At 64.3% G+C, this 12876-nt stretch carries 15 protein-coding genes and 1 pseudogene; 7 read left to right on the plus strand and 9 right to left on the minus strand.

The genetic code is table 11. From position 1 onward, the window contains the following. Nucleotides 1-6: 6 nt before the first annotated feature. From crcB to clpS, 3 genes are read left to right on the plus strand one after another with little or no spacing between them, the layout of a single operon-like run. Nucleotides 7-432: a fluoride efflux transporter CrcB gene (crcB, locus tag ACRQ5Q_RS31785; protein WP_439373923.1), complete on the plus strand. Its 426-nt coding sequence runs from the start codon at nucleotides 7-9 to the stop codon at nucleotides 430-432. 2 nt (nucleotides 433-434) lie between these two features. Continuing rightward, a complete protein-coding gene (locus tag ACRQ5Q_RS31790; RefSeq protein ID WP_439373922.1) occupies nucleotides 435-776 on the plus strand; it encodes a DUF190 domain-containing protein in 342 nt (113 codons plus the stop codon). Nucleotides 777-820: 44 nt separating this feature from the next. Further along, a complete protein-coding gene (clpS, locus tag ACRQ5Q_RS31795) occupies nucleotides 821-1126 on the plus strand; it encodes an ATP-dependent Clp protease adapter ClpS (RefSeq protein WP_439373921.1) in 306 nt (101 codons plus the stop codon). A gap of 80 nt (nucleotides 1127-1206) precedes the next feature. Here clpS and ACRQ5Q_RS31800 read toward each other — a convergent pair whose 3' ends face one another. The 6 genes from ACRQ5Q_RS31800 to fabI form a co-directional block, all read right to left on the minus strand. Further along, entirely contained in the window at nucleotides 1207-2388 is a 1182-nt protein-coding gene (locus tag ACRQ5Q_RS31800) for a radical SAM protein (protein ID WP_439373920.1), read from the minus strand. 33 nt (nucleotides 2389-2421) lie between these two features. Continuing rightward, nucleotides 2422-2700, minus strand: a complete 279-nt coding sequence (locus tag ACRQ5Q_RS31805; protein WP_439393896.1) for a hypothetical protein — start codon at nucleotides 2698-2700, stop codon at nucleotides 2422-2424. 174 nt (nucleotides 2701-2874) lie between these two features. Next, nucleotides 2875-4065: an adenylate/guanylate cyclase domain-containing protein gene (locus ACRQ5Q_RS31810; RefSeq protein WP_439393898.1), complete on the minus strand. Its 1191-nt coding sequence runs from the start codon at nucleotides 4063-4065 to the stop codon at nucleotides 2875-2877. A gap of 114 nt (nucleotides 4066-4179) precedes the next feature. Beyond that, entirely contained in the window at nucleotides 4180-5268 is a 1089-nt protein-coding gene (gene aroC, locus ACRQ5Q_RS31815; protein WP_439373917.1) for a chorismate synthase, read from the minus strand. Between the two features lie 96 nt (nucleotides 5269-5364). Then, nucleotides 5365-5964 carry a histidine phosphatase family protein gene (locus ACRQ5Q_RS31820; RefSeq protein WP_439393900.1) on the minus strand — a complete coding sequence of 200 codons (600 nt, stop codon included), beginning with the start codon at nucleotides 5962-5964 and terminating at the stop codon, nucleotides 5365-5367. A gap of 12 nt (nucleotides 5965-5976) precedes the next feature. Next, entirely contained in the window at nucleotides 5977-6792 is an 816-nt protein-coding gene (gene fabI / locus ACRQ5Q_RS31825) for an enoyl-ACP reductase FabI (protein WP_439373915.1), read from the minus strand. Between the two features lie 173 nt (nucleotides 6793-6965). On the opposite strand from fabI, the gene ACRQ5Q_RS31830 reads away from it, so the two are divergent. Beyond that, entirely contained in the window at nucleotides 6966-7454 is a 489-nt protein-coding gene (locus ACRQ5Q_RS31830; protein WP_011085414.1) for a sigma-70 family RNA polymerase sigma factor, read from the plus strand. A 76-nt stretch (nucleotides 7455-7530) separates the two neighbouring features. Continuing rightward, a complete protein-coding gene (locus ACRQ5Q_RS31835; RefSeq protein WP_439373914.1) occupies nucleotides 7531-8304 on the plus strand; it encodes an anti-sigma factor family protein in 774 nt (257 codons plus the stop codon). Nucleotides 8305-8546: 242 nt separating this feature from the next. Here the strand turns inward: ACRQ5Q_RS31835 and ACRQ5Q_RS31840 are convergent. The 3 genes and pseudogenes from ACRQ5Q_RS31840 to ACRQ5Q_RS31850 form a co-directional block, all read right to left on the minus strand. Continuing rightward, nucleotides 8547-9495 (minus strand): annotated as a pseudogene (locus tag ACRQ5Q_RS31840) (IS630 family transposase). Between the two features lie 274 nt (nucleotides 9496-9769). Further along, on the minus strand, nucleotides 9770-10732 hold the full coding sequence (locus ACRQ5Q_RS31845; RefSeq protein ID WP_439393902.1) for a DnaJ C-terminal domain-containing protein: 963 nt from the start codon (nucleotides 10730-10732) through the stop codon (nucleotides 9770-9772). Nucleotides 10733-10841: 109 nt separating this feature from the next. After that, complete coding sequence (locus ACRQ5Q_RS31850) at nucleotides 10842-11249, minus strand: RT0821/Lpp0805 family surface protein (protein ID WP_439373912.1); 408 nt, start codon at nucleotides 11247-11249, stop codon at nucleotides 10842-10844. Between the two features lie 113 nt (nucleotides 11250-11362). Here ACRQ5Q_RS31850 and pdxH point away from each other — a divergent pair, with 113 nt between their 5' ends. Together pdxH and ACRQ5Q_RS31860 are read left to right on the plus strand one after the other, a co-directional pair. Continuing rightward, nucleotides 11363-12004: a pyridoxamine 5'-phosphate oxidase gene (gene pdxH / locus ACRQ5Q_RS31855; RefSeq protein ID WP_439373911.1), complete on the plus strand. Its 642-nt coding sequence runs from the start codon at nucleotides 11363-11365 to the stop codon at nucleotides 12002-12004. Nucleotides 12005-12054: 50 nt separating this feature from the next. After that, a complete protein-coding gene (locus ACRQ5Q_RS31860; protein WP_439373910.1) occupies nucleotides 12055-12807 on the plus strand; it encodes an SDR family NAD(P)-dependent oxidoreductase in 753 nt (250 codons plus the stop codon). The last annotated feature ends 69 nt before the right edge of the window (nucleotides 12808-12876 follow it).

Consider the following 12876-nt stretch of genomic DNA (forward strand, 5'->3'; position numbering starts at 1 on the left):
AGGCTGATGGGCTCCCCTCCCACCGAGCGCTGGCGCAGTGCGGTTCTCTATGCCTGGGTGTCCGCGGGCAGCATCGTCGGCGGGCTGACGCGCTATCTGGTCGGGCTTGCGCTCGACACCGGGCCCGGCTTTCCCACCGCGACGCTGTTCATCAACGCCACCGGCTCGCTGATCATCGGCTTTTACGCAACGCTGACCGGCCCGGACGGCCGCGTGCTGGCGCGGCCCGAGCACCGGCAATTCGTCATGACCGGGTTCTGCGGCGGCTACACCACCTTCTCGGCCTTCAGCCTGGAGACCTTCCGCCTGTTCCATGGCGGCATGAAATACACTGCGCTCGCCTATGTCGTGGCCTCCGTCGTCTGCTGGCTGGTGTCGGTGTGGGCCGGGCATATGCTGGCGAGCCGCTACAACCGCTTGACCAGGAGCTGACCATGCAAATCCCCAACCAGGCAGTTTCGCTCCGCATCTTCATCGGCGAGAGCGACCATTATGACGGCAAACCGCTTTATGAAGCGATCGTGATGAGGGCGCGCGAGCTGCACCTCGCCGGCGCCACCGTGCTGCGCGGTCCCATGGGATTCGGCAAGTCGAGCCGGCTGCACACCGCGAAAATCCTGCGTCTCTCGGAAGACCTGCCGTTGCTGATCGAGATCGTCGACAGCGAGGACAACATCAATGCATTCCTGCCCATCCTGGACGGCATGATGTCGAGCGGGCTGATCACCTTGGAGAAGGTGCAGGTCCTGCAATATGGTGCGAAGGCCGCGGGCTGACCGCTCCGGCGCAAAACCCGAGCCCGCCGTGTCCAGGAGGCGGAATGAACGACACCGTCATCAAGCCGAAAACCAGGACCAAGACCAGGGTCGAGCGACCGAAGCTGCACAAGGTCATCCTGATCAACGACGACTACACGCCGCGCGAATTCGTCACCATGGTGCTGAAGGCCGAATTCCGCATGACGGAGGATCAGGCCTACAAGGTGATGATCACCGCGCACAAGCTCGGGGCCTGCGTGGTCGCCGTGTTCACCAAGGACGTCGCCGAAACCAAGGCGACGCGCGCCACGGACGCCGGTCGTGCCAAGGGCTATCCGCTGCTGTTCACGACCGAGCCGGAAGAATAGGCCGCAGGCGTCTTTCGACTGCCATAGATCATCAGCAACACCGTGAAACCGATGCGGGCCGGACAGCGCAGCAACGCCCGCTAGGCGCCCGCCGGCGTGTCGCGCACGTTGATACGCACGCCGTCCGGCTTGCTGACATAGAGATGGCTCTCCAATACGGATTGCATGTTCTCAAACATCGAATAGAGATCGTCGCAATAGACGGACGGATTGTCGTAGCCGTTTTTCTTGGAGAAGCGATGCGGAAGATAGCCTCCCCCGCAGGCGTCCATGAACTTGCATTGGCGACACTTCGCACAAAGATTGATTGAGGCATGGCGCGCGGCTTTCCAGCGCGGCTCATTCCTGACCTCATCGATCGCGTGATCGAAGATGTTGAACCCGGTGTTGGTGAATCCGTCGCCTGCGATCCGCAGCACATCGTGGGCCTCCACGGTGCCGTCGGTCATCACGGTGCAAAGCTCGACAGGCTTGTGGCCCACGCCCTCCGTCGGTGAATTGTTGCCAAGCAGGGCGGTGATCATGTCCGAGATGATGCGGATATCGGTCGTCGGCGTCGCGCGATTTGCCTCCAGCCACAGCTCGAACAGCCCCTTGTAGAAAGCGGCGATGGATGGCGGACTCTCATCCACCGTCGCGTCGGGAATCATGATGTCGTAGTTGGAGATTCCACAGGCGGCGAAAAAATCGGCGTATTGCTGCGGCGGGTAAGCGGGATTGCAGACGGCCAGGGCAATGACGCCAATGTTGCGCGACACCAGCATGCGAACGGCACGTTCCACGGCGGCATGGGTGCCCGTCCCCTGAAACGTCCTGCGATGAAGGTCGTGAATATGTGCCGGTCCGTCCACGCTGATCGCAACCGAAATGTTGCGGGCCTCGAAGCAGGCCAGCCATTCATCGTCGATCAACACACCATTGGTCGTGACCGCGATCGGTATGCTGCATCCGGTCCGCGATGAAATGGCCTCGCAGGATTCGGCAAAGCCGTGGAAATTCTCGACGCCCCACAGCAACGGCTCACCGCCGTGCAGGATGACGGGAAACTCGGCGAGCGAGAATCTGACAACGTGCTCCTCGATGCGCTGCAGCAGACGACGCTGCACGTCAGGGCTCATCAGCTTCGGCTTGGTGTAAACGGACGCGTCGCGAAACCAGTAACAATAGGAGCAGTCGATGTTACATCTCGTTGCGACCTTGACCAGCAACTGCGTGATCGGCTGATCCTGGAAAGCGACACAATCTGAATCGTCAGCCGACATGCCGACACCGCGACGAGCTGGAAGAATTGTCGTCTAGTACCCTCGAACGAATCCACCTCGGCGGAACGCGCCGACACCCGGAGCGACCGCCCCCCTGCGGAAGGCGCCTGCGTTGGCGCCCTTGGCAAAAGCGCCTCGCCTGAAAGCAGCCTGGGTCGCCACCGGGTCGTCGGAGACGACGCCCTGCTCCGCACGCTGTCCTCGCAGATCGTTCAGCAACGCGTCGATACCCTGATGGTCGCTCTGAATGGTAGCGCCAGGCCCATGCAATTGGATGAGGCTTGCAAAAACCTTCAGCGTCGTAATCGGCATGATTATGCTCCCCTTTTCGCGACGCAAATGCAGGGACCGAACGAAAGGCCGGACGATCGGGCCGGCTGAGCAATGACGAATACTATACCTTTTCCATTGTTGCGGCAATGTGTCGGGACCGGCCGGTCTGCTCGACGTCCTCAGGGAGCAGACATCGCTCCTGGAACGACGCCCTCACGCCATCACAACCGGCGTCTCCTCGCCGAGCCCGTAAACGCGCTGCGCCTTCGAAAAGCCCGCGATCGGAAATTCGCCGAGCGCGCGCCAGTCGTGGCGGCAGGCATGGGCAAAGACTTCCGAGACCACGACGGTGCGGCCGAGCCTCCCTGCGATCTTCTCCAGCCTTGCGGCGAGATTGACGGCGGGGCCGATGCAGGTGAAGTCGAGGCGGTTGCCGCCGCCGATATTGCCGTAGAGGATGTTGCCGACATGCAGCGCGACGCCGAAGCGGAAGCGCTCGATGATGTCGCCGACCGGATAGGCGAGCGCCTCCACGCTGGCGCGGGATTCGCGCGCGGCCTCGAGCACGCGCGAACAGACATGGGCCGCATCGCCGACATATTCGTCGATCGGGAACACCGCGAGCAGGCCGTCGCCCATGAATTTCAGCACTTCGCCGCCGTGACCGCGGATCGCGGTGACCTGGCAGTCGAAATACTGGTTGAGGATCTCGACCACGGTCTCGGCCGGCAGCCGGTCGGACAGCGCGGTGAAGCCGCGAAGGTCCGAGAGCCAGATCGCGGCCTGCATGGTGTCGGTGTGGCCGCGGCGGATCTGGCCGCCGAGGATGCGCGCGCCGGCGCGGTTGCCGACATAGGTGTCGAGCAGCATCTCGGCGGTGCGGCGCAGGCTGATGATCTCGGCGACGCGCGCGAGCGGCGTCACGATGGAGCGGATTGCCGCGATGTTGTCGTCGCTGAAGCCGCCGGGATGCCGCGTCACCCAGCTGGTCGCATGGACAGAGCCGTCGAGAAACGGCATCGGCACCGCGATATAGTCGGTCGCCCCTTCGGCCCGCATGTCGTCGAGGAACGGAAACCGCTGGTTGTCGCGATCGCCGATGCGCCCCCGGACCTCCAGCCCCCGCTCGAACACGATCCGAAGCGGGCTCTTGGCGAATTCGGGCGTCTCCAGGATCTCGAAATCGACGGTGCCGATCTCGACCTCCTCGCCCTGCCGCCAGATGAAGTTGCGGCCGAAGATCTCCGGATGCAGCGTGCGGATGAAGATGCCGAACCGCCACAGCGGCAGGCCGGCCTCGACCAGATGCTCGCAGACGTCGGCGATCATCTCGGCCGGGGTTCCGGACGACCTCGCGCCGTCGATCAGCCAGTTGGTGATGCGCTGGAGCTCGGAGGTTTCCATGCGCGCATTTGCGGACGAAGTTGTGCGGACGTCAAGCTGCGCGGTGGGAGAGTACCGCGACATTAAAGTGTCACCGCAGTGTCTTCACCTCTCCCCGGCGGGGAGATGAAGAACTCAACGCCCGACCTGGCCGCGATCCCGGATGAAGTGATCCGCCAGAACGCAGGCCATCATGGCTTCGCCGACCGGAACGGCACGAATGCCGACGCAGGGATCGTGGCGGCCCTTGGTGAAGATCTCGGTGTCCGCCCCCTTGCGGTCGATGGTGAGGCGCGGCTGCAGGATCGACGAGGTCGGCTTCACCGCAAAGCGCACCACGATCGGCTGCCCCGTAGAGATGCCGCCCAGAATGCCGCCAGCATGATTGGAGAGGAAGCGCGTGCCGTCATTGCCGGTGCGCATCTCGTCGGCGTTCTCCTCGCCGGTAAGCTCGGCGGCGCCGAAGCCGGCGCCGATCTCGACGCCCTTCACCGCGTTGATCGTCATCATCGCGCCCGCCAGATCGGAATCGAGCTTGGCGTAGATCGGTGCGCCAAGACCTGCCGGTACGCCCTCGGCGACGATCTCGAGCACCGCGCCGATCGAGGAGCCGCTCTTGCGGATGCCGTCGAGATAGGTCTCGAAGAACGCGGCCTTGTCCTTGTCCGGGCAGAAGAACGGATTTTTCGCAATCTCGTCCCAGTCCCACTTCTCGCGGTCGATCTTGTGCGGACCGATCTGCACAAGCGCGCCGCGCACCTTCACGTCGGGCAGCACCTTTCGCGCGATCGCACCGGCAGCAACGCGCATCGCGGTCTCGCGCGCCGAGGAGCGGCCGCCGCCGCGATAGTCCCGCAGGCCGTATTTGGCTTCATAGGTGAAGTCGGCGTGGCCCGGGCGAAACTTGTCCTTGATCTCGGAATAGTCCTTCGAGCGCTGGTCGGTGTTCTCGATCAGAAGGCCGATCGGCGTGCCCGTCGTCACCTGCACGCCGGTCTCCGGATGCGCCATCACCCCGGACAGGATCTTCACCTGGTCCGGCTCCTGGCGCTGGGTCGTGAAGCGCGACTGGCCGGGCCGGCGGCGGTCGAGATCTCTCTGGATGTCGGCTTCGGTGAGCGGGATCATCGGCGGGCAGCCGTCGACCACGCAGCCGATCGCCACCCCATGGCTTTCGCCGAAGGTGGTGACGCGGAACATGTGGCCGAAGGTGTTGAAGGACATCCGTCTCTAGCTCGCAAGTCAGTTCTGACTTTTGGTGGTAACGCGGGGGACCACCGGGGTCAAACACACTCGGTCATTCCGGGGCGCCTGAACGGCTTAACTGAACTTCTCCAGCCGCCCGTCGCGGAACACGTAGACGGTGCCCTGCTCGATATAGAGCTCGGCGGCGCTGGCGGGGGTCTCCAGCCCCAGGGACACCATCAGGGCCCGGCAGGTCCCGCCATGGGCGACCGCGACGGTATCGGTCCGGAGCTGGTCGTACCAGGCGCGCACGCGGACCTGCACGTCCGCGTAGGTCTCCGCGCCCGCCGGCGCCACCGTCCATTTGTCGGCGAGGCGCCTGGCATAGATGTCGGGATCGGCGGCCTCGCTCTCGGCGAGCGTCAGCCCTTCCCATTTGCCATAGCCGATCTCGCGCAGGCGGTCGTCGAGCGCATAGTCGGCAGGTGGCAGCCCGAGCTTGCCCCGCGCGAGTTCCATGGTCTGGCGGGCGCGGCCGAGCGGGCTCGACACGTAGGGCAGCGCGGCCTTGTCGCGGCTGTCACCCCTGAACAGATCGGCCAGCACGAGGCCTGCCTGCACGGCCTGACTGCGGCCGCGCGCATTCAGCGGAATGTCCCTGGTGCCCTGAAGCCTGCCGAGCGCATTCCACTCGGTCTCGCCGTGGCGAAGGTAATAGATCGTGGGCCCGGGCATTGCAGGTCAGAACTAGTCCTTGCCCCCCAGCGAAATGTCCGGCGCGTCCGGCCGCTTCATGCCGAGCACGTGGTAGCCGGAATCGACGTGGTGCACCTCGCCGGTGACGCCGCGCGAGAGGTCGGAGAGGAAATACAGCGCGCTGCCGCCGACGTCCTCGGTGGAGACGTTGCGCCGCATCGGCGCATTGTACTCGTTCCACTTCAGGATATAGCGGAAGTCGCCGATGCCGGACGCCGCGAGCGTCTTGATCGGCCCCGCCGAGATCGCGTTGACGCGGATGTTCTTCTCGCCGAGGTCGGCGGCGAGATAGCGCACGCTGGCTTCCAGCGCCGCTTTCGCCACGCCCATCACATTGTAATGAGGCATCCACTTCTCGGCGCCGTAATAAGAGAGCGTGATCAACGAGCCGCCATCCGTCATCAGCTTCTCGGCGCGCTGCGCCACGGCCGTGAACGAGTAGCAGGAGATCAGCATCGACTTGGTGAAGTTCTCCTGAGTGGTGTCGACGTAGCGGCCATCGAGCTGCTCGCCATAGGCGATCGCGTGCACCAGGAAGTCGATCTTGCCCCACTTCTCCTTCAGCACCGCGAACGCGGCGTCGATGGTCGCAGCGTCAGTGACGTCGCAATGGCCGAGCACGAGGCCGCCGATCTCGGCGGCAAGCGGCTCGACGCGCTTCTTCAGCGCGTCGCCCTGATAGGTGAAGGCGAGCTCGGCGCCGGCGGCGTGGCATGCCTTGGCAATGCCCCAGGCGATCGAGCGGTTGTTGGCAACGCCGAGGATCACCCCGCGCTTGCCTTGCATCAGACCTGACTTCTGCGCCATTTTTGAACGTCCCGTCGAGCTCGCGTTGAGGTCTGGAGGTACACCAGCCCTCCCCTGCGGTACAGCCCTAATACGCGGCGTTAACGCTGTTTCGAGCGCCGGAATAGCCGTTCCATTCGGGTGTTATGATCGCTAGAGGCGCTCGCGCCGAACGGCAGGACAGCAAAGACGGCATGAGTGCGTTTCGCCAGAGTGTGGAAGCCATGATCCCGGCGTTGCGCCGCTACGCCCGCGCGCTGACACGCGATGCGGATGCGGCCGACGATCTGGTACAGGACACGTTGGTGCGTGCGCTCCGTTCGGAGCGCCTGTTTCTCGGAGGGGACGTCAGGAGCTGGCTGTATACGATCCTGACCAACCTCAACAAGAACCGGCGGCGGTCGCTGGCAAGGCGCCCGCAATTCATGCAGCTGACGGAGAACAATCCGGACGCCAGCGGGACGGAAGCGGAGGGACGCGACATCGAGAAGGCGCTGGCAACGCTGGTCGAGGAGCAACGCTCGGTGCTGCTGCTGGTGATGCTGGAAGGCATGAGCTACCGCGAGGTCGCCGATATCCAGGGCGTACCGATCGGTACCGTCATGTCGCGCCTGGCACGGGCGAGAGCCCACGTGAAAGCCTCGCTGGAGGGCGAACGCCCGGCGCTCAGGCGGGTGAAATGATGGCAGGGTTGATGCATCGCGACGCGACGTTGGGCCACGAAGGATATTTTGGGCCGCAGAGCCAGAGACGACCGATATGAACGACCGCAACATTCCCATCACCGAGGACGAGCTCCACGCCTATGTCGACGGCGAGCTGCCGGCCGAGCGGAGCGCCGACGTCGAGGCCTGGCTTGCCGCCCACCCCGACGATGCCGCGCGGGTGCAGTCCTGGCGGACCATGACCGAGATGCTGCACGCCCGCTACGATTCCGTGGCCCAGGAGCCCGTGCCGGCACGGCTCGAGCTCGATCGGCTGGAGCGCCGTCCCCGGCAATGGTTCTATGGCGCCGCCGCGGCCGTGCTGGTGGCCTTCGTCGCCGGCGGCACCGCGGGTTGGGTGGCGCATGGCGCCGCCAATGCGCCTTCGACCTTCCAGAGCTTCACGGCGGACGCGCTCGACGCTCACCGCCTCTATGTCGTCGAGGTCCGCCACCCCGTCGAAGTCGGCGGCAACGAGCGCGACCATTTGCAGGCATGGCTGACCAGGCGCTGCGGCTGGACCGTGTTCGCGCCGAACCTGGAGGCGAGCGGGCTGAAGCTCGTCGGCGGCCGGCTGCTACCGGGGCCGAACGGACCCGCATCGTTCCTGATGTATGAGAGCGCCTCGGGCGAGCGATACACGATCTACTCGGCCAAGACCGAGAATGGTGCGACGCAAATGCGCTACGCCAGGACGGACAAGGACGGCGCGCTGTTTTGGGCCGAGCGCGGTGTCGGCTACGTCGTCAGTGGCGGCGGCAATGATCGTGACCGGCTGACCAAGGTGGCGCAAGCCGTATACGACCAGGCAGAGAAAAACGGCACCTAAACAACCGCCGAATCGCGATGCCTCGATTCCGTCATCGAAAATTTCGAATCAAGACACGGGCGTGTCTCATTATCGCACCGGGTGTTCACGCGATTATGAGTGGCGTTCGATCCGCCGATCGACGCGGGCGGCCTCGATTGGGGTTTTTGGTACCGCGCTGGTCCCCCTCTCGAGGCCGCACCTTTTTATCGGCTGCCCCGCCGGACAGCCGACACGTCGGGACCATGAAGCGCTAGAGCGTTTCACATTTTGATTGAAGCATAACCGGCGCTGGCGAAGTAGTTGGCGCATTCGCGAGGCTGGATGTCTTGGACGAGGTGACCGATATGGCGCCAAGTCTCCTCGATTGAGCGCTTCTGAGCTTGCCGCATCCAGTGTTTGATCTTGGAGAAGGCCTGTTCGATTGGGTTGAGGTCGGGCGAGTATGGCGGCAGGTACCAGAGTCTGGCGCCAGCAGCCTTGATCATTTGCCTGACGGCTTTCGACTTATGGCTTCCGAGATTGTCGAGAATGACGATGTCGCCTTCACGCAGGGTTGGCAGGAGAATGTGCTTTACGTAACCACGGAAGCATTCACCGTTGATCGGGCCATCGAAGACGCAGGGTGCCGTGAGTTGGTCATGGCGGAGCGCGCCGAGGAATGTGAGGGTACGCCAGTGACCGTGCGGAGCGAAGCCGCGCAGGCGCGCCCCTTTGGGTCCTCAGCCTCGCAAAGGGGCCATGTTGGTCTTGATCCAGGTCTCATCGATGAAGACGAGCCGGCCCGGATCGAGCCCGGCCTGCCAGGCTCGCCAACGCAAGCGCCTACGAGAGACGTCGGCGCGAGCCTGTTCGAGGGCGAACAGTGTTTTTTTTGAACCGCAGCCCTTCCCGGCGCAGGAACAGCCAGACCGCATTGTGTGAGACCTTGACCCCACGGGCTGCCAGTTCCGCCTTCAGACCATGCAGCGTCAGGTGCGGCGTCTGAGTGATCCGCTCGACGATGAAGGCGCGGTGCGGATCAAGCACAGGCTTGCGGTGACCACCCATCTTGCCAGGCGCTACCGAGCCGGTCGTTCGATAACGCTGTGACCACTTCACAACTGACGAGACAGCAACGCCAAACCGTTCCGCCACAGATCGGCAGCTCTCACCTTTGGCAACAGCGGATACCGCACGCTTACGCAAATCGTTGGAAATTGGTCGGACCATCGGATGCTGGCCTCCAGCCCAGCCAGCATCTTGAATCATATTCGTCCCAGACCCGGAATCCCTTCCGATTCAATAAATCCGTGAACCGCTCTAGCGCGCCCCAGGTATATGATGAGCATCATCTCTTGGGCGATGCTTCAGGCCTTGAGGAAAAACCCCTTCACTTCGACCGCGCCCTAAAGCGCGATGGCTCGCGCTTTAGCTTCCCATTTGCGCATGATCTTTCCCGCTACACACTTTGCGCTAACGCGGCCCTCCGGGTCCGGGTCATGCTTTAGCCAAGCCCGCTACGTGGATTGTAGGGGTGCTGGTCCCGCCACTTCTCCATCAATGCTTCAAGCTCGGCGTCGTTCCCGTCCGGTAGCATAATCCTGATCGTGACGAAGAGATCCCCGGTACCGCCAGATTTCGGCAAGCCCTTACCTTTGAGACGGAAAGTCCGGCCACTCGAAGTGTTCTTGGGGACCGAAAGCTCCACGGCATTTCCGAGGGTAGGCACGCGGACCTTGGCCCCGAGCACCGCCTCGTAGAGCGTGACCGGCAGGTCGATCCTGAGGTCCGAGCCCTCCACTTTGAAGAACGGGTGCGGCGCGATGCTGATGGTGATCAGGAGGTCGCCGGGCGGGTGGCCCTGAGCGCTCTCACCCTGGCCCCGCAGCCGGATCTGCTGGCCCTCGGTGACGCCGGCCGGAATCTTGACGTTGAGCTCCTTGCCGGTCGGCAGCCGGACACGCTTCTCGCCGCCCTTGACCGCCTCTTCCAGCGAGACGGACATGGCGACGTTGACGTCGAGATCGAGCCCGATGCCGCCGGTGTCGAATTCGAACTGGGCACCGCCGCCGGCCCCGGGCCGCGCACTGCGCATCCCGCCGCCGAACATGCTGTTGAGGATATCCTCGAAGGCGCCGCCGCCGGGGCCGGCCGTACCGCCGCTCCGGAACGTATAGCTCTCGAACCCGCCGGGACCCGCGCGAGCGCGCGGCCCGCCGCCGCCCGGAAAGCCCTGGAAGCGCGGCTTGCCCTCGGCGTCGATCTCGCCGCGGTCGAACTGCTTGCGCTTGTCCTCGTCGCCGAGGATCTCGTTGGCCGAGTTGATCTCGGCGAAGCGCTGGGCGGCCTTGGGATCGCCCTTGTTGCTGTCGGGATGGTGCTTCTTGGCGAGCTTGCGATAGGCGCTCTTGATCGCGGCAGCGTTGGCGCTCCGCGGCACCCCCAAGACCTCATAGGGGTCGCGCATCCGTCACGTCTCCTTCAAGGAATCGAATTGTTCAAAGGGCTCCCCGCCCCATCTGCGATTCATGTGGGGAGAGAGTGGCATTTTTGCAACTAGGGGCGTGCGCCGAATCCTAGCTCCGCCACGGCTTTAGCGTATGAATCTCCCAACGGCCACGACTGCTTTGGCAGCCGGCGCCCTGGAGCCAGCTTTCCGTGCTGCCGTTGACGTAGCTCGCCAGGAAATCGCGGCACTTGCGGCCGTCCTCGGCGGCATAGGACTGCGCGATCGGCGTCACCGAACCCCGCGCCCCCGTCTGCGGGTTCTCCCAGTGCTGGCTGGAATCCTTGTCGCCCTTGCTCAGCACGTCCGAGGCGGCGTTGCGGGCGAAGGCGAGATCGGTCTCCGTCGGCGCGGTGTCTTTCGCCGGCCGCATGATCGAGCCGGTGAGGTCGCTGTCGTCGGCCTTGCCATAGGCGCTCTTGTCGCCCCGGGAGAAGCTGCAGCCGCCGGCACCGAGCCCGATCAGAATGATCGTCATGACAAGGCCGGACGGCCGGATCGCCGATAGGCCAACGCGTCCCCATGTCCTATATAGGGCCGTAGCGGACAACAACGCGTTTTGGGCCGCAGGACGCAACTCGGACTCCAGACATGACCGACACGACCTCGATGAAACACCAGACACCCTTAACATCCGGTGATTTCACCGCCGCCGACGAGCCCTTTGCGCTGTTCGAGGCCTGGCTTAACGAGGCAATCAAGAGCGAACCGAACGATCCGAATGCCATGGCGCTCGCAACCGTCGATCCCGACGGGCTGCCCGATGTGCGCATGGTGCTGATGAAGGGCTTCGACACCGAGGGTTATGTCTTCTACAGCCACATCGCGAGCCAAAAGGGCCGCGAACTCGCCGCAAATCCTAAGGCGGCGTTACTTTTTCACTGGAAGTCGCTGCGCCGTCAGGTCCGCATCCGCGGCAACGTGACGCCGGTGACCGACGCGGAAGCCGACGCCTATTTCGCGACGCGGCCGAAGCAGGCGCAGATCGGCGCCTGGGCGAGCAAGCAATCCGAAGCGCTGGAGAGCCGCTTCGCCTTCGAGCAGGCCATCGCCAAGGTCGCGGCCAGATATGTCATCGGCGAGGTGCCGCGGCCGCCGGGCTGGAGCGGCTGGCGCATCACGCCGATGCGCATCGAGTTCTGGCACGACCGTCCATTCCGTCTGCACGACCGCATCGAATTTCGTCGTGACGCCGCCGGCCAGCCATGGTCCAAGACGCGGATGTATCCGTGAGCCTTATCCCGAGCCTCGTCCCGAGCTTTGGGCCGACCTGAAAGATGTCCATGCCGCATTCGTCCAACCTGCCGCGTCGCACGCTGCTCCTGACCGGAGCGAGCCGCGGCATCGGCCACGCCACCGTAATCCGCTTCTCCTCGGCGGGCTGGCGCGTCATCACCTGTTCGCGGCATCCCTTTCCGGAGGATTGCCCGTGGGACGCTGGCCCTGAGGACCACATCCAGGTCGATCTCGGTGATCCCGAGGATACCGCACGCGCAATCAACGAGATCCGCAACCGGCTCGAAGGCGGCGCGCTGCATGCGCTCGTCAACAACGCCGCGATCTCGCCGAAGGGCCCCGGCGGCTCCCGGCTCGGCTCGGTCGACACCGATCTGGAGACCTGGACGCATGTCTTCCACGTCAACTTCTTCGCGCCGATCATGATGGCGCGCGGACTGATCGAGGAGCTGAAGGCGGCCAAGGGTTCCGTCGTGAACGTCACCTCGATCGCGGGCTCGCGCGTGCACCCCTTCGCGGGCGCCGCCTACGCCACCTCGAAGGCCGCGCTCGCGGCGCTGACGCGCGAGATGGCCTCCGACTTCGGCCGCGTCGGCGTGCGCGTCAACGCGATTGCGCCGGGCGAGATCGATACCTCGATCCTGTCGCCGGGGACCGAGAAGATCGTCGATCAGCAGATCCCGATGCACCGCCTCGGCACGCCGGACGAAGTGGCCAAGATCGTCTACGTGCTCTGCACGGACACCAGTTCTTACGTCAACGGCGCCGAGATCCACATCAACGGCGGCCAGCACGTCTGAGTCCGATGCTTCGCATCGCCTGGGGCGCTGCTCCCGGGGCGCTCGCTCTCTCCGAGTCGTCATTGCGAG

Source organism: Bradyrhizobium sp. PMVTL-01 (genome assembly GCF_051861855.1).
GTDB lineage: Bacteria > Pseudomonadota > Alphaproteobacteria > Rhizobiales > Xanthobacteraceae > Bradyrhizobium.

Excerpts from the sequence above, each read along its gene's own strand:
- crcB (WP_439373923.1), top strand. The coding sequence starts at position 7 with ATGGGCTCCCCTCCCACCGAGCGCTGGCGCAGTGCGGTTCTCTATGCC.
- ACRQ5Q_RS31790 (WP_439373922.1), top strand. The coding sequence starts at position 435 with ATGCAAATCCCCAACCAGGCAGTTTCGCTCCGCATCTTCATCGGCGAG.
- clpS (WP_439373921.1), top strand. The coding sequence starts at position 821 with ATGAACGACACCGTCATCAAGCCGAAAACCAGGACCAAGACCAGGGTC.
- ACRQ5Q_RS31800 (WP_439373920.1), bottom strand. The coding sequence starts at position 2,388 with ATGTCGGCTGACGATTCAGATTGTGTCGCTTTCCAGGATCAGCCGATC.
- ACRQ5Q_RS31805 (WP_439393896.1), bottom strand. The coding sequence starts at position 2,700 with ATGCCGATTACGACGCTGAAGGTTTTTGCAAGCCTCATCCAATTGCAT.
- ACRQ5Q_RS31810 (WP_439393898.1), bottom strand. The coding sequence starts at position 4,065 with ATGGAAACCTCCGAGCTCCAGCGCATCACCAACTGGCTGATCGACGGC.
- aroC (WP_439373917.1), bottom strand. The coding sequence starts at position 5,268 with ATGTCCTTCAACACCTTCGGCCACATGTTCCGCGTCACCACCTTCGGC.
- ACRQ5Q_RS31820 (WP_439393900.1), bottom strand. The coding sequence starts at position 5,964 with ATGCCCGGGCCCACGATCTATTACCTTCGCCACGGCGAGACCGAGTGG.
- fabI (WP_439373915.1), bottom strand. The coding sequence starts at position 6,792 with ATGGCGCAGAAGTCAGGTCTGATGCAAGGCAAGCGCGGGGTGATCCTC.
- ACRQ5Q_RS31830 (WP_011085414.1), top strand. The coding sequence starts at position 6,966 with ATGAGTGCGTTTCGCCAGAGTGTGGAAGCCATGATCCCGGCGTTGCGC.
- ACRQ5Q_RS31835 (WP_439373914.1), top strand. The coding sequence starts at position 7,531 with ATGAACGACCGCAACATTCCCATCACCGAGGACGAGCTCCACGCCTAT.
- ACRQ5Q_RS31845 (WP_439393902.1), bottom strand. The coding sequence starts at position 10,732 with ATGCGCGACCCCTATGAGGTCTTGGGGGTGCCGCGGAGCGCCAACGCT.
- ACRQ5Q_RS31850 (WP_439373912.1), bottom strand. The coding sequence starts at position 11,249 with ATGACGATCATTCTGATCGGGCTCGGTGCCGGCGGCTGCAGCTTCTCC.
- pdxH (WP_439373911.1), top strand. The coding sequence starts at position 11,363 with ATGACCGACACGACCTCGATGAAACACCAGACACCCTTAACATCCGGT.
- ACRQ5Q_RS31860 (WP_439373910.1), top strand. The coding sequence starts at position 12,055 with ATGCCGCATTCGTCCAACCTGCCGCGTCGCACGCTGCTCCTGACCGGA.